The organism is Hymenobacter busanensis (assembly GCF_008727865.1).
Classification (GTDB): domain Bacteria; phylum Bacteroidota; class Bacteroidia; order Cytophagales; family Hymenobacteraceae; genus Solirubrum; species Solirubrum busanense.
This window is the reverse complement of sequence record NZ_VTWU01000002.1, coordinates 221911-237631: the sequence shown is the minus strand read 5'-3', so window position 1 is coordinate 237631 and position 15721 is coordinate 221911. Positions and strand designations below refer to the sequence as shown.

The following is a 15721-nucleotide window of genomic DNA, read 5'->3' as shown; positions in this document are numbered from 1 at the left end:
TGGCTCCGTACCTTAGGTTCTGCTGGCCGCCTACATCCCGACCAGCGCCGCACTACTATGGCTAACAACCAAAAATCGACCAACCAAAACACCCAACAACCCGGCGACCCGCTCTTCAACCTGAAGCACGCCCAGGTAGAAGCCGAACTGCAGCAGCAAACCGGTGGCCTGGGGCCGACCACCAACGAATACATGAGCACCGACGAAGACGGGGAACTGGACGAGGGCCCGCGTGACAGCCAAGGCCAGCGCCGTGGCGAAAACGACTCGGCCAACATTACCGGCAGCACCGCCGGCAAACACTAGCGACGGTTCCTCCAATACAAGTAAGCCGCCTCCTTGCACCAACAGGGAGGCGGTTTTGCGTGTACTGGAGTCTGGCTGAAGGCCATAGCAGCCTACCTTTGCGCCACTTATGCTTCTCGCTTCCTTTACCGGTCAGCCCCACGAGGCCGGCCTCGACGAATCCGGCCGCGGCTGCTTGGCCGGGCCGGTGTTTGCCGCCGCCGTCATTTTGCCGCCCGACCTAGCCCCCGCCGGCCTCACCGATTCCAAGCTGCTGTCGGCCAAGCGCCGCGACACCCTGCGCGAAATCATTTGCCGCGAAGCCGTGGCCTGGGCCGTGGCCGAAGCCTCGCCCGACGATATTGCGGCTTACAACATTGCTCAGGCGAGTTACCTGGCTATGCACCGCGCCGTGGCCCAGCTAAGTATCACGCCCACCCACCTGCTGGTCGACGGCAACCGTTTTAAGGCTTACGAGGGCATCGAGCATACCTGCATCATTCGGGGCGACGGGCTGTACCGGCACATTGCGGCGGCCTCGGTGCTGGCCAAAACCTTCCGCGACGAGCGAATGCGAGAACTGGCGGCCGATTACCCGCACTACCGCTGGGAGCAGAACGCGGGCTATCCTACCGCGCAGCACCGCCAAGCCATCCGCGACTTCGGCCCCACCCCGCACCACCGCATGGGGTTCCGGTTGCTGTAGGTGCCGGGGTAAAGCGCCGCGGCCGGCCTGTGCTGAAGTAGCAAGGCCGGCCGCGGCGTTTGGGCAGGTTCGCTGCAATGCAGCTCTATTGGTGGTGCTCTTTGAGCTTGAGCAAATCCAGAAACAGGCTAAACCCATCGACGGTGGAACCGCCTTCGCCGAAGCTGTCGAAGTTCAGGGGCTTGATGATGTAGCCGCTCACCGCCAGCTGCTGGGCTTTCAGACGGTCCGATTCGAGGTCGGAAGTCGTCATGATGAACACGTTCAGGCCCACAAACTCGGGGTCGGAGCGGAGGACTTCGAGGAGCTCCAGCCCATTCATGCGGGGCATGTTGATGTCGAGCATCACCACCGTGGGTTTCTGAATGGGGGCTTTGTCGCCTTCGCCGCGCAGCAGGGCAAGGGCCTCGCGGCCGTTGCGGGCCACGTACATGGGAACGGTTATGTCGTGCTTGCGCAGTTCGCGCTGCACGTTCATGATATCCATTTGGTCGTCTTCAACCAGAAGGATACTGGCAGCTGTGGTAGGGGCAGGGAGCATAGTAAGAAGAAGGAAAGCAGAAGGGCGGAGCGCAGTATACGCGAAACGCAGGCCCTTGAGTTATTCAGCCCGTCAGGCGCCGGGCTTCGGCGCCTGCTTGGGCCAGGTAAATGTGAACGTGGCACCCCGTCCCTCGGCCGATTCCAGCCGGATGGTGCCGCCGTGGCGCTCCACAATTTTTTTGACGATGGCCAGGCCCACGCCGGTACTTTCCAGGGTGTCGCGCTCGGTTAGGGTCTGAAAAATGACGAACACCCGCTCGTGGTATTCGGGCGCAATGCCCGGGCCGTTGTCGGCTACGGTAAAAACATAATCGGCGGGCGTTTCGCGGTAGCCCACGCGCACCACGCCGCGCGCGGGCTCGTGGTGGTACTTGAGCGCGTTGCTGAGCAGGTTGCTGAACACCTGGTGCAGCTCCACGCGCGGGGCCAGCAGCACGGGCAGGTAGGAGGGCAGCGTAATCTGAAAACCCTCCGGCGGGGCCAGCACGTCCACGATTTCGGTGAGCAGCTCGCGCACATCTACCCGCTCGTCGAGCTGCTCGACGCGGCCGATGCGGGCCAGCTCCAGAATGCCGCTGATGAGGTTTTCCATGCGGTGCACCCGCACGCGCATCAGCATCAGAAACTCCTGAATGTGAGCCGGCAGCTCCTGGTTCATGTCTTCCTCAATCCAGCGCGAGGCGCTTTCGATGCCGCGCAACGGCGCTTTCAGGTCGTGCGACACCACGTAGGCAAACTGGTCGAGTTCTTGGTTGCGACGCTCCAGCTGGGTAATGGTGGTGCCGATGGTGCCGGCCATCGAGTTCAGCGAAGCGGCCAGCTCGCTCAGCTCGTCCTGCCCGCGGTCGGCCAGGTGGGCGTGGTATTCGCCTTGGGCAATGCGCTGGGCCAGCTGCACCATGATATTGATGCGGCGCGAGAGTAGCCGGGCCAGAAATAAGGCGCTGAGCAGCCCCAGCAGCAGGGCCAGCAGCGTGAGCGTGATGGACAGGATGCGTGTTTCGCGGATGCTGTCGGCCAGCTTCTCGCGCAGCTTCTCGCGGGCGGCCAGCTCGGTGCGGTCGAAGCCCCGGAACAGCACCCGAATTTGGTCCATGAGGCGCTTGCCGGTCAGGTCGCCGGCCAAGTTGCGGTGCTCCATGCCGTCGAGGCCTTCCTGAATGGGGTTGCGCTTACGCGCCGCCCGTTTTTCGGCGACTAGCAGGTGCGAGTAGGCCGACCACCGCTCGTAGAGGTTTTGGGCGCGCAGCAGGCGCTGGTACTGCGGGTCGTCGGGCTCGAACTCGGCGCGCAGGTTGGTGAAGCTGCCCAGCAGCTGCCGCTCGCCCTCGTAGTAAGAGTCGAGCAGCCGCTCGTTGCCCACCAGCAAATAGCCCCGAAAACCGGCCTCCATGTCCACCACGCTGCCCAGCATGCGCGTCGATTGGGCGGTGCGGTTCTGGGAATGGGCTACGCGCTCGGAGTTGCGCAGCACGCTGCGCGAGAGTTGGTAGTTGACGATGACGACTGCCAGAAACAGCAGCGCAATGGACAGAAACCCAATAAAGAGGCGGGTAGAAAGCTTGAGCTTCATCAGGAGCGGCAGGGGGCGCTGGGGTTAGCGGCCTTCTGTACGCAACTTCGCTTCTAAAGTATCAAGCAGGTCCGTCAGCATATCGGCCAAGCGGTTGACGCCGCTCAGCCCGGCCACGGCTTCGTCGCGGCGGCCGGCGCCGTAAAGGTCGAGCAGGCGGTTGGCTTCGCGGTGCATTTCTTCGTGCAGTTCGTCGAGCTGCTGCATCTCGGGCAGGTGCCGAAATTGGGGCCGGCCAATCTGCTCAATCCACTGGCCCAGGGCGCACACCCGCGGGTCGCGAATGGGCGCATCGTCGATGCCCGACCCGTAGAGGTAGGAGCGCAGCTTGGACTTGAAGAGTACGTGCTTGAGCCGGGCGGCGTCAAGCTCTTCCTTGAAGGGACGGGGCATGGAACCAAATAACGCCCTGCCGAAGACGGGTAAACGGGCAACCAGGCCCAAAGATAACCAATTGGCCTCCGCCCGAATTGGGCTACTTTTGCGCCCGGCCCCCGGGCCGAAGTTTCCCCATCGACGACCTCCCACGCATCCTGTTTTTATGAGCGACCTGAAAACCGTCGTGCTCAACGACGTGCACCAGCAACTCGGCGCCAAGATGGTGCCCTTCGCCGGCTACAACATGCCCGTGCGCTACTCCTCCGACCTCGACGAGCACCACACCGTGCGCCGGGCCGTAGGCATTTTTGATGTGTCGCACATGGGCGAGTTTCGGGTGCGCGGCCCCCATGCCCTCGACCTGATTCAGCGCGTGACCAGCAACGACGCCAGCAAGCTCGCCGACGGCAAGGCCCAGTACTCGTGCCTGCCCAACAATGAGGGCGGTATCGTCGACGATTTGCTGGTCTACAAGCTGGCCGACGAGGACTACATGCTGGTGGTCAACGCCTCCAACATCGACAAAGACTGGAACTGGATCAGCCAGCACAACACCCAGGGCGCCGACCTGCAGAACGTGTCGGACGAAATGAGCCTGTTTGCCGTGCAGGGCCCCAAAGCCGCCGACGCGCTCCAGGGCCTGACCGCCGCCGACCTCAAGAGCATTCCCTACTACTCCTTCGTGCAGGGCGAGTTTGCGGGCGTGCCCGATGTCATCATCTCGGCCACCGGCTACACCGGCGCGGGCGGCTTCGAGCTGTACGTGCCCAACCAGTCGGCCCGGCAGGTATGGGACAAGATCATGGAAGCCGGCCAGCCCTACGGCCTGAAGCCCATCGGCCTGGGCGCCCGCGACACGCTGCGCCTGGAAATGGGCTACTGCCTCTACGGCAACGACATCGACGACACCACCTCGCCGCTGGAAGGCGGCCTGGGCTGGATTACCAAGTTCACCAAAGAATTCACCAACTCGGCCGCCCTCAAGCAGCAGAAGGAGCAAGGTGTGACGCGCAAGCTGGTGGGCTTTGTGATGGACGCTGCCGGCATTCCGCGCAGCCACTACCCGCTGGTGACCGAAGCCGGCGAGGTTATCGGCGAGGTTACCTCGGGCACCCAGTCGCCCTCGTTGGGCAAGGGTGTGGGCCTGGGCTACGTCAAAACAGAGTACAGCCAGCCCGGTACCCCCATTTTCGTGCAGGTGCGCGGCAAAAACCTGCCCGCCACCGTGAGCAAGCTGCCGCTGGTAAAAGGCACGGAGGAATAAGTTGAACCTAGCAAATCGTCTGTCATCCTGAGCGCAGCGAAGGACCTTATGCTTGCCGAACGAGTCGTTGTTTCGATGGCCGTTCAGTGGTGAAAAGGTCCTTCGGCTGCGCCTCAGGATGACAGACGTATTTCATTACCCACCGTACCATGCCCTCCGTCGATATCTGTTTCTCGCCCGAGCTGCTGCCGCTCTACGACCTGCGCGGCAAGGTGGCCGTGGTGGTTGATATTCTGCGCGCCACCTCCAGCATCGTTACGGCGCTGGCCAACGGCGTGACGCACGTATTTCCGGTGGCCGAGTTGGCCGAATGCGCCGCCCTGGGCCAGCAGCACGGCTGCCTGACCGCCGCCGAGCGCGACGGCCGCGCCGCCGAGGGCTTCGACCTCGGGAATTCGCCCTTCGGCTACCTTCCGGGCGGCAGGCTGCCGGTGCGTGGCCGGGCCGTGGCCATCAGCACCACCAACGGCACGCTGGCCCTGCGCCGCTCCTTGGCAGCCGATGCCGTGGTGGTGGGCGCGTTCCTGAACCTGCAGGCCGTGGCCGATTTTGCCCAGGCCCAGCAGAAAGACGTGGTGGTGGTGTGCGCCGGCTGGAAAGGCAAGTTTTGCCTCGAAGACACCGTATTCGGTGGGGCCCTGGCCGAGCGCCTGGCCGCTACCTTCGATGTAACGTCCTCCGACGATACCCTGGCCGCGCTGCACCTGTGGCAGCAAGCCCGACCCGATTTACATGCCTACCTGCTGCAGTCGTCGCACGTGCGGCGCCTGAATTCGCTCGAAGCCAACAAAGACTTTGATTTCTGTCTGCGCCTCGACGAGTATCCCACCACGCTACCCGTGTGGCAGGACGACCGGCTGGTAGCAGCCGGCTAGGCCGTTTCGGAGTTGGCGGCGGGGCCCCTCCCGTGCAGCGGAGGGGCCTCCGTTGTAGCTGAGGCCCCTCCTGTGCAGCGGAATGGCAAACCGTAGCAGCCAAACCTCATTCCTGTGCAGCCGAACGTGAAACCGGTGCAGCCGAATGCCATTCGGCTGCACCGGTTTCACGTTCGGCTGTAGCGGAGGGCCCTCCGCTGTAGCCGAACGGCGTTCGGCTGCGGCGGAATGGGATTCCGGTGTTCCGATTTCACATTCGGCTGCTCCGGTTTGCCATTCCCGCGCAGGGGAATGGTGTACGAGGCCCGGGTTTGCTATTCCGGTTTGCAGGAATGACCTGACGGCGGGCGCGTGCAACAACGTACCCCTACCGCAATTTCTCGTTTTGCTGGTGCCGGATGGCGTCGCGCTGGGTTTTCTTCTCCAAGTTGCGCTGCAGGGCCTCGGTCAGGTTCACGCCGGTTTGGTTAGCCAGGCAAATCACCACAAACAATACGTCGGCCAACTCATCGGCCAGCACTTTGTCGCGGTCCGAAGGCTTAAAGGACTGCTCGCCATACTGCCGGGCAATGATGCGGGCCACTTCGCCCACTTCCTCGGTGAGCATGGCCATATTGGTTAGCTCGTTGAAATACCGCACGCCGGTGGTCTGAATCCACTGGTCGACGGTTTGTTGGGCTTCTTCGATGGTCATGGTACGGGTGGAGTTAGGCGGCGGAACTGGGCGAGTCGAGCACGATGGTCACGGGGCCGTCGTTGAGCAGGCGCACTTTCATGTCGGCGCCGAAACGGCCGGTGGCCACGGGGCGGCCCATGAGGCGCTGCAAGAGGGTCGCAAGCTGCTCGTAGAGCGGTACGGCAATGTCGGGCCCGGCGGCGCCGATGTAGCTGGGGCGGTTGCCTTTGCGGGCGTCGGCCAAGAGGGTGAACTGGCTCACCACGAGCACGTCGCCGCCGATGTCCTGCACCGAGCGGTTCATGCGGCCCTCGTCGTCGCCAAAAATGCGCAGCTGCACCAGCTTGCGGGCCATCCAGTCGAGGTCGGCGGCGGTGTCGGTAGGGGCAAACCCGACCAGCACCAGCAGGCCGGCCGCAATTTGGCCGGTAACTTCGCCTTCTACTGTCACCGAGGCTTCGGTGACGCGTTGTACTACTACTCGCATAAACGGGAACGTCGGAACGTGATGCTACGGCAAAGAAAGGCAGCAAATACCCATCTTCGCCGCGTGCAGCCCGTTCCCGCTTCCGTTCCGTTGCCCGCCGCTCAGCTGCGCTGGCTGCTGCCGGCCCTGGCCGCCGTGGCGCTGCTGCGGCTCTGGCGCCTGCCCGAAGCCTCGCTGGCCGATTTCGACTCGGTGCGTAACTGGCAGATTGTGCAGCAAGTCGCCCATCTCGACTTCGGCCAGATTTTCCGGCACGGCAGCCCCGCCTTCTACCTGCTCTACGCCCCGGTGGCCTGGTTCAGCACCGACTACCGCGTGTTCCTCGTGCTGAACGCCCTTGTGGCCGTAGCCGCTCTGGGCCTGCTCACCGACTGGATTGCCCGCGCCGCCCGCCTGCCCGGCCCCGAAATTGCGCTGCTGGTGATGCTTACGGGTTCTTCGGTATTTCTCACCGCCTCCGGCCGCGACTTTATCATGAGTTCCTGGAGTTTGCTGGCGCTAACCGGGCTGCTGCGGGCGCACTGGCAGCGGCTGCACCATCCGTCGCGGGCTACGCTGCTGCGCACGGCTGCGTGGCTGGCGTTTGGGCTCAGCATCAACTACAAATTCCTGCTCACGCTGCCCATTCTGGCCGTGCTGGAGGTGCAGCAACACGACGGCCTACTGACGCGCTCGGGCAACTGGTGGCGCGTGCTGCTGGTGCTGGCCGCGCCGTTTGTGGTACTGAGCGTGGTGGCCTGGGCGGTGTCGGGCGTGCCGGTGTATCGTTGGCCGGCGGTATACGTGTCCATCCTGTTTCCCGGCGCCAACGCGGCCGGGCGCGGCGGCATCGCGCAAGCCACCCGCGACCTGGATTTGTCATACTACTTCCGCTTTCTGGCCGCGTTCGAAACACCCTTGCTGCTGCCGGCACTGGCGGCCGGGTTGGTGTGGTTTGGGGGCGGAGTGCGGCAGCGGCCACTGCCCATTGCCACCTACCTGCTGGTGTGGGCCGTGTGCATTCTGGCGGGCATGTCGTTGCTCTACAAAGCGCCGCGCGGCCTGTTGTTCGGCTTCGTGCCGATGTACGGGCTGGTGGTATTGGTGCTGCGGCAGTGGCTTGCGCGGCCCATTACCGTCGTAGCACTACTAGCCGCTATCGGTTACAACGTGTGGCAGTTGCAGCGCGAGGTGTACGCCTACCTACCCACGCGCTACCCGCAAGTAGCCGCGTGGCTGCATCAGCACGGCATTCAGCGGGTGGCCACCACCGTGGGTATTGGCCTGGTGCCCGCCGCGCAGCGCTACGGCATTGCCGTAACCCCCGCCACCACCGGCGCGCAGCTGCGGGCGTTGCGCCGGCAAGGCTACCACTACCTGCTGCTCGACGACTACCACCGCGTGACCAACGTGCGGGCCTTCGATTCCTTGCGTGCGGTGCCGCCCGTGGCCGCGTGGCCCGAGCCGCCGCTGACCGCGCCATTGCTGTACTTGGAGCACTCCGAGTTTACCGGCCTCGGCTACCGCGCCACGCTAGCCCGCCAGCAGCAAGCCGCCCACGATTCGGTGCAACTGCGGCTGATTCCGCTGCGCTAAGCCGTGTTTCCCGCTTCAGCGCTTGATGTTGAGGCTGTCGAGGCGGCGCTGGTAGCGGCGGGCGTTTTGCTTGTGCTCGGCAAACGTTACGGCGAAGTCGGAAAAGCCGCTGCCGTCGGGTCGGGCGCAAAAGAACAGGTACTGGTGCGCGGCAGGCTTCAGCACGGCGTCGAGCGTCTGGCGGTTAGCCGAGGTGATGGGGCCGGGTGGCAGGCCCTTGTGCTTGTAGGTGTTGTAGGGCGAATCCACCAGCTTGTCCTGGTTCAGGACCCGCTTCACGCCGAAGTTACCGATGGCCCAGAGCAGCGTGGGGTCGGCTTGCAGGCGCATACCGCGGCGCAGGCGGTTGAGGTATACGCCCGCAATGACGGGTTTGTCCTCTGGCTTGGCGGTTTCGCGCTGCACAATGCTGGCCAGCACGTGCACCTCGGTTGGGCTGAGTTGCAAAGAATCGGCCCGGCGGCGGCGCTCAGCCGTCCAGAACCGGCGGTGATGCGCCGCCATGCTGTCGACAAACTGCAGCGTCGAGGTATTCCACACGAACCGGTAGCGGCCGGGAATAAAGAGCGTCAGCACCGACGTGGTATCGACGCCATATTGCTGCTGCAGCCACGCTTGCCGGTTCAGCAAGCGCCGCAGTGAAGTCGAATCGGCTTCCAGCTGCCGCTGCATCTGCCGCGCCAGTTGCGGCTTGTACTTGAAGGCGTCGAGCACGAAATCCACCGTGTCTTGCTCGCCGCGCAGCAACCGGTCCAGCAAGGCCGCGTTGCCGAGGCCGAAATCGAGCCGGTACCGGCCGGGGTGCACCTGCGCGGGGTAGCCGCGCCGCTCAGCCAGCCATTTAAAGGTGGCCGGCTCCTGCAGCAGCTCGTGCCGTTCCAGCGAATCGAGCACGCTTTGGTAAGTAGCGCCCGTGCGGATAAACAAGTAGGCCGGCCCATAAGCCGAATCAGCTACGTTGGGCCGCCACAGCACCCGCCATGCGGCGTATAGGCTGGCGCCGCCCAGCACCAGCAGGAGCAACAGCAAGGCCGCGCTTACACGGCGCCAGAGTTTGGAAGAAGAACTGCGAGAGGCCAAAGAGCAATCGGTGAAGCGAAGCCGGTACGGAAAGGTGCCGGCATCGAATGGAATGGAGTAGAGACGTTAACAGCCAGCTGCCGGGTTCCGCGCTACGGCGCTATTGCCCGCGCACCAACGCCGCCACGGCATCGGTGAGGGCCTGCCGTTGCAGCTGCTTGTTGATGACCACCGGCGGCGCGGCACGAACCTCGCAGTCGGGAATCGAGCACCGTTCGCAGGTTTCGTTCACCCAGCGCGTGGGAATGGCTTCGTCGTCGAGAAATGCCACTTTTTGCCGCAGGTTCTGGTCGATGGGCAGGCCCACTGTTACGCTCGTGGTGTGGCCCGAGGCGTCGGAACGAGCAATGGTCAGGCACAGATACTCGTCGGTGGTGCCCCAGTAGCGGGAGCGTTGCGCGCCCACGCGCAAGCCGGGGCTGCCGGCCTGGCGGGCCTGCTCCATCAGCCACAAGCTCACCCAGCGGCGGCAGTAATGTTCCTGCAGCTCGTTGCCGTGGGGGTTGTGCAGGCGTGAGAGGTGCAGCTCCTTGGTCAGCTGAAACCGCTCGTCGCCGGGCGCTTGGTCGAAGCGCAGGAAGAACAGGCTGCCGATGCCGAAGTGCCGCGCCAGCAGGTTGGTTACGCGCTGCAGCAGCATTTCCGGCGACACCTCGTAGCGCGCCAGCAAACCCAGCAGCAGGGCCGCGTTCCAGCGCGACGCCGAGAAAAACGCCTGCAAATCGGCCACCAGCTGGCTTTCTTCCATCAACAACGCCACGGCGAAATACGAGGCCCGAAAGTGGTTCAGCACCTGCTCAAACGAGCCCGGCGTAGCGGCCGGCACGTTGGTGTACGGCCGGTCTTTCAGCCCGAGGTAGTTGAACGCCACTTCGCGCCCCAGCACAAACGCCTCCTGCGCCCGCGACAGGCCCGGCCGCAACAGCAGCCGCTTGGCCGCCGGCTGAAACACCGACCGCAGCCCTTGGAGTTCGGGCAGTGTGCCCAGTTCGTGCCGGTCGATTAGGTAGTCGTATTCCTGCCCCAGCAAGTCTTCCAGCTGATGCAGGTCAAACGGCGGCTCGGTGCGCAGCCGAAAGCGCGCCACGCAGCTGCGCACGGCGTCCTCCAAGTCGTCGAAGTAGTTTTCGTGCATCTCCTGGTAGGAGCGGAGTGCGGCCAGGTAAAAGTGCTCCTGCCGCACCTCGTAGTTGCGGGCCAGTTCCCAGAGCGTACTCACAAACGCCATAACCCGCGTCGGTGCGTCCGAAACCAGCTCGATGAGCCGGCTGGGGTCGAGCCCGAACATATCCAGCGGAAACTCGCGCAGCACCGGCGACTGCAGCAACTCCGACACGGCCGCCAGCCGCTTGCCTAGATTCAGCGACACCAACTCGTCGTAGCTCACGCCCAGCACCCGTGCAAAAGCCATGATTTTGTCGGCCTTGGGATACTTCTTCCCTTTCTCAATTTCGTTCAGATACGACACCGAAACGTCGACCTCCTGTGCCAGAGCAGCGGGAGTAAAACTGCGTTCCTGCCGCAGCTGCCGCAATTTTAGGCCGAAAATCAGGCGAACAACCTGGGCGTGCGTAAGCATAGAGGGAAATGAGCGTAAGCCAAAGCCTGACAGCAGTTGATCGGATAGGCTGTGGACATGTATCAAGGGAGAATACAAAGAAACAAAAGCAGCTTTGCATTTAGTGAAAGACTCATTTTTAGAGAATAATTTATTATTAGCGAAAATTCGCTTGAAAAAACAAATTCGCTAGCGTATGTTTGGTCACTACTCGACCTAACCTTCGCTAAAACATCATGGAAACCCTCGACCAACCGCGTGTGAGTACCTCAAGCTCCTTTCTCTGTCCCGAACGAGTGAAAGTAACGGGCGCACATGCCAGCACCTTTGCAGAAATCCTGACGCCCTCGGCGTTGGCATTCGTGGCCGCGTTGCACCGCCATTTCGAGCCGCGCCGTCAGGAATTGCTGAAACTGCGGCAGCTGCGCCGTGCCGAATACGCCGCCGGAAAGCTCCCCGACTTTCTGCCCGAAACCCAGAGCCTGCGCCAAAGTGACTGGCAGGTGGCACCGCTGCCCGACGATTTGCAGGACCGGCGCGTGGAAATTACCGGCCCCACGGAGCGGAAGATGATTATCAACGCCCTGAACTCGGGAGCAAAGGTGTTTATGGCCGACTGCGAGGACTCCTCGGCGCCGACTTGGGAAAACGTGGTGCACGGGCAGATTAACCTGCGCGACGCCGTGCGCCGCACCATTGCGCTGGAAACGCCTGCCAAAACCTATCGGCTGAAAGAAAAAACCGCTACGCTGCTGGTGCGCCCGCGAGGCTGGCACCTCAACGAAAAGCATGTGCTGGTAGATGGCGAACCGGTGAGTGGCGCGCTGTTCGACTTCGGGCTGTATTTCTTCCACAACGCCCACGAGCTGCTGGCCCGCGGTACCGGCCCGTATTTCTACCTGCCCAAGCTGGAAAGCCACCTCGAAGCGCGCCTCTGGAACGAGGTATTTGAGCTGGCGCAGTGGGAGCTGAAGATTCCAAAAGGCACCATTAAAGCCACGGTGCTGATTGAAACGCTACCGGCCGCCTTCGAAACCAACGAAATTCTGTGGGAGCTGCGCCAGCACTCGGCCGGACTGAACTGCGGCCGCTGGGACTACATCTTCTCCTACATCAAAACCGTGGGTGCCCAGCCCGAATACCGCCTGCCCGACCGCAGCCAAGTGACGATGACGGTGCCCAATATGGCTGCCTACGTGCGTCTCGTCATCGATACCTGCCACCGCCGGGGTGTGCACGCCATGGGTGGTATGGCCGCCCAAATTCCTATCAAAGACAACCAAGCCGAAAACGCCATTGCCCTCGACAAGGTGCACACCGACAAACTCCGCGAAGCCCGCCTCGGCCACGACGGCACATGGGTAGCGCACCCGGCGCTGGTGCCCATTGCGCTGGAGGTGTTCGACGAGCTGATGCCCGGCCCCAACCAGATTGACAAGCCGCGTTCTACCGAGCCGCTGCCCACGGCCGCCGAATTGCTGCAGGCGCCGCAGGGCACCATTACGGAGGCCGGCCTTCGCCAGAACCTCGATGTGGCGCTGCGCTACCTCGGTGCGTGGATTGGCGGCAACGGCTGCGTACCGCTCTACAACCTGATGGAGGATGCCGCCACAGCCGAAATATCGCGTGTGCAAGTGTGGCAATGGCTGCACACGCCCGGCACCGAACTGGCCGATGGCCGCGCCGTAACGGCCGAGTTGTACCGGGCTTTGCTGAAAGACGTGGTAGACAAACTGCGCCAGGAAGTAGAGGAGGAAACCTACGTGGAGCACTACCGCCCGGCCGTGCAACTCCTCGACCGCCTCGTGACGGCCGACGAATGCGCCGATTTCCTGACGCTGCCCGCCTACGAACTCCTGCCGTAGCGGCGCCTCACAGGTGCCCGTCGTTGCTGCCATCGTAAGCTGATGCTAACGGCGGCTGGCAGTCCGGCCCCAGCACATTCACGAAGTCTCGATAGGTGCGTGCAACGCGCCCCTACACCGACCCTAAAACGGTCGGACGATACCGCTTTGCCTTTTCTGACCTCTTTTCCACAACCCCAAACCACTGCTTATGAACCGCGCCGAACGTATTGCCGCCATTGCCCACGACTGGTCGACCAACCCCCGCTGGCAGGGCATCCAGCGCCCGTATTCTGCCGAAGACGTAGTGAAGCTGCAGGGCTCGGTGTGCATCGAGTATTCCTTGGCCCGACAAGGGGCTGAGCGGCTCTGGCAACAGCTGCACACCGAAGAATACGTGGCCGGCCTCGGTGCCCTCACCGGCAACCAAGCGGTGCAAGAAGTACAAGCTGGGCTGAACGCCATTTACTTGAGCGGTTGGCAAGTGGCCGCCGACGCCAACGGCGCCGGCCAGATGTACCCCGACCAAAGCCTGTACCCCGCCGACTCGGTGCCGAACGTAGTGCGCCGCATCAACAACGCCCTGCTGCGCGCCGATCAGATTCAGCACCTGGCAGATGAAAACGGCGAGCAAGGCAACGTGCACTGGCTGGTGCCCATTGTGGCCGATGCCGAAGCGGGCTTTGGCGGCAACCTGAACGCCTTCGAGCTGATGAAGATGATGATTGAGGCCGGCGCTGCGGGCGTGCATTTCGAAGACCAGCTTTCCTCGGCCAAGAAGTGCGGCCACCTCGGCGGCAAAGTGCTCGTGCCTACGCAGGAGGCCGTGCAGAAGCTCGTTTCGGCCCGCCTGGCCGCCGATGTACTGGGCGTGCCTACGCTCATTGTGGCCCGCACCGATGCCGACGCGGCCGACTTGCTCACTGCCGACGTGGACTCGCGCGACAAACCTTTTGTGCTGCAAGAGGCCGAGCGTACTCCCGAAGGCTTCTACCGTGTCCGCTGCGGCGTGGAAGCCTGCATTGCGCGCGGCCTCGCCTATGCGCCCTACGCCGACCTGATTTGGATGGAAACCTCGCACCCCGATCTGGAGCAGGCCCGGCAGTTTGCCGAAGGCATTCATGCGCATTACCCCGGCAAGCTGCTGGCTTACAACTGCTCGCCCTCGTTTAATTGGGCCTCCAAGCTGAGCGTCGAGCAGATGGAAACCTTCCGCGAAGAGCTGGCCGCTTTGGGCTACAAGTTTCAGTTCATCACGCTGGCCGGATTTCACGCCCTCAATACCAGCATGTTTGAACTGGCCTTGGCCTACCGCGACCGGGGCATGGCCGGTTACTCGCAACTGCAGCAGCGCGAGTTTGCGCTGCAGAAAGACGGTTTTAAGGCCGTCAAGCATCAGTCGTTCGTGGGCACGGGCTACTTCGATGCGGTGCAAAACGTGGTGTCGGCGGGGCAGAGTAGCACGGCGGCGTTGGTGGGCTCTACCGAGGAAGAGCAATTTCACGGGCACTAAGTGCGTTATGCGCCCAAACGCCCTGTTTTACTACCTGCTCGCATAAACAGCACAACGCCCGACCAAGTTAGCCGGGCGTTGTTGTTTTTAGGACGCAATGGGTTAGCGCCGGCTGCCGGAAACGTCGAGTGGGCGGGCCAATTCTTCAAAATCGACACCCTGGCGGCGGCTGGCTTCGCGCAATAGCTCCTGCTGCCACGGGCGCAGGGCTTCGGCGGCGCCTTGCTCCACAATCTCGCCGATGAGGCGGTTCGACAGTACGAGGTTGGCCACGTAGCCGTTGAAATTGTCGGCCAATTGGGTTTTGAGGGCCATCAGCTGCTGCTCGCGCTGGTCGGCGCGGGCGGCGGCGGCGCCGGTGAGGCGGCGGCGCGACGGGAAGCGGCGCTCCTGGTAGGGGGTAGGCGGGTCGGGGGCGGGCTGGTACTGGCCCGGCGACATGGCCGTGAGACGCTCCAAGTAGGGGCTGCGCTTGAGTTCGGGGTGCAGGCCGCGGGCGTTGCGCCAGGCGTTGGTGCCGTTGGGCGTGTCGCGCACCAGCTCGGCGAGGCGGTCGTTGGCAAACACCATGTAGGGCGGCCGGTCGATGATTCTGGCCACTTCTTCGCGCAGCTGATACAGGTCGCGGAACAGCGGCATCTCGTCGTGGCTGATGCGGTAGCGGCCCGCAATTTTCATCCACGGCCGGTCGTCGCGCTGGTAGCGCACGTCTTCGAGGGCGGCGCTTTCTTCGGCGGCCCACTGGCCCCGGCCCAACGATTCCAGCCGAGCAGTGAGGCGCTCGGCCAGCTCAAACAGATAGATAACGTCGTTGGCGGCGTACTCCAGTTGCGCCTCGGAGAGGGGGCGCTTCAGCCAATTCGATTTTTGCTCGCCTTTGTCCAGTTCCAGGCCCAGCTCCTGCTGCACAAGGCGGCCGAGGGAAATGTTGTTGTCGGCCTCGCCCAGCAGCTGGTATTGCACGCTGGTATCGGTGATGTGGCGCACGTGCACGCCGTACAGCTCGTCGAGCAGCAAGATGTCGGAGCGGCAGCTGTGGAAGATTTTCTCCACGGCGGGGTCTTGCAGCACGTCCCACAGGGGCTGCAGCTCCTGCGCGGGGTTGGGCAGCGGCAGCGGGTCAATCAGGTACACGCGCTGGCCGTCGAATACCTGAATCAGCGCCAAGTTGCGCCCGTAGCGGTGGCGCATGTCGTCAAATTCGAGGTCGATGGCGATGCGCGGGGCGCTACGCAGCGCGGCCACGGCGTCGGCTAATGCGTCGGACGTGGTCAGGTAAAGGATATCAGGCAAGGGCAGTCGAAGGGAAAAGCAGATTGGAGCCGGCGCGGCCGGGTGAGTAAATGTAGCTACCTCGGGGCGGG

General features: G+C 63.3%; 15 protein-coding genes. 7 read left to right on the top strand and 8 right to left on the bottom strand.

Going from position 1 to position 15721, the window contains the following annotated elements:
• Positions 1 to 57: 57 nt before the first annotated feature.
• Both F0P96_RS05515 and F0P96_RS05510 read left to right on the top strand, forming a co-directional pair.
• A complete protein-coding gene (locus F0P96_RS05515) occupies positions 58 to 306 on the top strand; it encodes a hypothetical protein (protein ID WP_151077823.1) in 249 nt (82 codons plus the stop codon).
• 109 nt (positions 307 to 415) lie between these two features.
• Positions 416 to 991 (top strand): ribonuclease HII, encoded by a 576-nt coding sequence (locus F0P96_RS05510; protein ID WP_151077822.1) that lies wholly within the window; start codon positions 416 to 418, stop codon positions 989 to 991.
• A gap of 85 nt (positions 992 to 1076) precedes the next feature.
• On the opposite strand, the gene F0P96_RS05505 is transcribed toward F0P96_RS05510, so the two are convergent.
• The 3 genes from F0P96_RS05505 to F0P96_RS05495 form a co-directional block, all read right to left on the bottom strand.
• Positions 1077 to 1532, bottom strand: a complete 456-nt coding sequence (locus F0P96_RS05505; RefSeq protein ID WP_151077821.1) for a response regulator — start codon at positions 1530 to 1532, stop codon at positions 1077 to 1079.
• 72 nt (positions 1533 to 1604) lie between these two features.
• Positions 1605 to 3107, bottom strand: a complete 1503-nt coding sequence (locus tag F0P96_RS05500; protein WP_151077820.1) for a sensor histidine kinase — start codon at positions 3105 to 3107, stop codon at positions 1605 to 1607.
• Positions 3108 to 3131: 24 nt separating this feature from the next.
• Entirely contained in the window at positions 3132 to 3500 is a 369-nt protein-coding gene (locus F0P96_RS05495; RefSeq protein WP_151077819.1) for a CZB domain-containing protein, read from the bottom strand.
• Between the two features lie 148 nt (positions 3501 to 3648).
• Here F0P96_RS05495 and gcvT point away from each other — a divergent pair, with 148 nt between their 5' ends.
• Both gcvT and F0P96_RS05485 read left to right on the top strand, forming a co-directional pair.
• The gene (gene gcvT / locus F0P96_RS05490) at positions 3649 to 4749 is read left to right on the top strand and encodes a glycine cleavage system aminomethyltransferase GcvT (RefSeq protein WP_151077818.1); all 1101 of its coding nucleotides are present in this window, start codon (positions 3649 to 3651) and stop codon (positions 4747 to 4749) included.
• 149 nt (positions 4750 to 4898) lie between these two features.
• Positions 4899 to 5624 carry a 2-phosphosulfolactate phosphatase gene (locus tag F0P96_RS05485; protein WP_151077817.1) on the top strand — a complete coding sequence of 242 codons (726 nt, stop codon included), beginning with the start codon at positions 4899 to 4901 and terminating at the stop codon, positions 5622 to 5624.
• A 367-nt stretch (positions 5625 to 5991) separates the two neighbouring features.
• Here the strand turns inward: F0P96_RS05485 and F0P96_RS05480 are convergent, their stop codons facing one another.
• Both F0P96_RS05480 and dtd read right to left on the bottom strand, forming a co-directional pair.
• Complete coding sequence (locus F0P96_RS05480) at positions 5992 to 6318, bottom strand: nucleotide pyrophosphohydrolase (RefSeq protein ID WP_151077816.1); 327 nt, start codon at positions 6316 to 6318, stop codon at positions 5992 to 5994.
• 13 nt (positions 6319 to 6331) lie between these two features.
• Positions 6332 to 6787, bottom strand: a complete 456-nt coding sequence (gene dtd / locus F0P96_RS05475; RefSeq protein WP_151077815.1) for a D-aminoacyl-tRNA deacylase — start codon at positions 6785 to 6787, stop codon at positions 6332 to 6334.
• A gap of 63 nt (positions 6788 to 6850) precedes the next feature.
• Here dtd and F0P96_RS05470 point away from each other — a divergent pair, with 63 nt between their 5' ends.
• Positions 6851 to 8362, top strand: a complete 1512-nt coding sequence (locus F0P96_RS05470) for a hypothetical protein (protein ID WP_151077814.1) — start codon at positions 6851 to 6853, stop codon at positions 8360 to 8362.
• 15 nt (positions 8363 to 8377) lie between these two features.
• Here F0P96_RS05470 and mltG read toward each other — a convergent pair whose 3' ends face one another.
• Entirely contained in the window at positions 8378 to 9442 is a 1065-nt protein-coding gene (gene mltG / locus F0P96_RS05465) for an endolytic transglycosylase MltG (protein WP_160620423.1), read from the bottom strand.
• A 100-nt stretch (positions 9443 to 9542) separates the two neighbouring features.
• Positions 9543 to 11021, bottom strand: coding sequence for a helix-turn-helix domain-containing protein (locus F0P96_RS05460; RefSeq protein ID WP_151077812.1), 1479 nt, complete (start codon positions 11019 to 11021; stop codon positions 9543 to 9545).
• A gap of 215 nt (positions 11022 to 11236) precedes the next feature.
• Between F0P96_RS05460 and aceB the strand changes: the two genes are divergently transcribed.
• Together aceB and aceA are read left to right on the top strand one after the other, a co-directional pair.
• Entirely contained in the window at positions 11237 to 12865 is a 1629-nt protein-coding gene (aceB, locus tag F0P96_RS05455; RefSeq protein WP_151077811.1) for a malate synthase A, read from the top strand.
• A gap of 190 nt (positions 12866 to 13055) precedes the next feature.
• Entirely contained in the window at positions 13056 to 14357 is a 1302-nt protein-coding gene (gene aceA, locus F0P96_RS05450) for an isocitrate lyase (protein WP_151077810.1), read from the top strand.
• 102 nt (positions 14358 to 14459) lie between these two features.
• On the opposite strand, the gene F0P96_RS05445 is transcribed toward aceA, so the two are convergent.
• The gene (locus F0P96_RS05445) at positions 14460 to 15650 is read right to left on the bottom strand and encodes a ribonuclease D (RefSeq protein WP_160620425.1); all 1191 of its coding nucleotides are present in this window, start codon (positions 15648 to 15650) and stop codon (positions 14460 to 14462) included.
• Positions 15651 to 15721 lie beyond the last annotated feature (71 nt).

Coding starts and splice junctions, on each gene's coding strand:
- F0P96_RS05495 (WP_151077819.1), bottom strand. CDS start 3,500: ATGCCCCGTCCCTTCAAGGAAGAGCTTGACGCCGCCCGGCTCAAGCAC.
- F0P96_RS05500 (WP_151077820.1), bottom strand. CDS start 3,107: ATGAAGCTCAAGCTTTCTACCCGCCTCTTTATTGGGTTTCTGTCCATT.
- aceA (WP_151077810.1), top strand. CDS start 13,056: ATGAACCGCGCCGAACGTATTGCCGCCATTGCCCACGACTGGTCGACC.
- F0P96_RS05485 (WP_151077817.1), top strand. CDS start 4,899: ATGCCCTCCGTCGATATCTGTTTCTCGCCCGAGCTGCTGCCGCTCTAC.
- F0P96_RS05515 (WP_151077823.1), top strand. CDS start 58: ATGGCTAACAACCAAAAATCGACCAACCAAAACACCCAACAACCCGGC.
- F0P96_RS05510 (WP_151077822.1), top strand. CDS start 416: ATGCTTCTCGCTTCCTTTACCGGTCAGCCCCACGAGGCCGGCCTCGAC.
- dtd (WP_151077815.1), bottom strand. CDS start 6,787: ATGCGAGTAGTAGTACAACGCGTCACCGAAGCCTCGGTGACAGTAGAA.
- F0P96_RS05480 (WP_151077816.1), bottom strand. CDS start 6,318: ATGACCATCGAAGAAGCCCAACAAACCGTCGACCAGTGGATTCAGACC.
- F0P96_RS05505 (WP_151077821.1), bottom strand. CDS start 1,532: ATGCTCCCTGCCCCTACCACAGCTGCCAGTATCCTTCTGGTTGAAGAC.
- gcvT (WP_151077818.1), top strand. CDS start 3,649: ATGAGCGACCTGAAAACCGTCGTGCTCAACGACGTGCACCAGCAACTC.
- F0P96_RS05460 (WP_151077812.1), bottom strand. CDS start 11,021: ATGCTTACGCACGCCCAGGTTGTTCGCCTGATTTTCGGCCTAAAATTG.
- aceB (WP_151077811.1), top strand. CDS start 11,237: ATGGAAACCCTCGACCAACCGCGTGTGAGTACCTCAAGCTCCTTTCTC.